1 protein-coding gene is annotated in these 232 nt (G+C 44.4%); it reads left to right on the top strand.

The genetic code is table 11. The annotated features are described in order from the left end of the window. Positions 1–232, top strand: a 232-nt coding sequence (locus ACT3SX_RS15765) for a DDE-type integrase/transposase/recombinase (RefSeq protein WP_444761896.1), incomplete at both ends; no start/stop codon positions are given.

Consider the following 232-nt stretch of genomic DNA (forward strand, 5'->3'; position numbering starts at 1 on the left):
CTGGGTATATACCGCCTTTATCATTGATGTATTTGCTCGCGCTATTGTGGGCTGGAAAGTCTCTAATCGGATGAACACTGATATGGTGATGGCAGCACTAAACCAAGCCATTGCAGACAGAAACCATCCTAAAGATGTCATTCATCATAGTGATCGCGGCGTTCAGTACTTATCAATTCGCTATACTGATAAGATGGCTGATTCTGGCGTCATTGCATCTGTTGGCACGACA

The sequence above is a fragment of the Psychrobacter sp. AOP31-B2-9 genome, from assembly GCF_052378005.1.
Taxonomy (GTDB): domain Bacteria; phylum Pseudomonadota; class Gammaproteobacteria; order Pseudomonadales; family Moraxellaceae; genus Psychrobacter.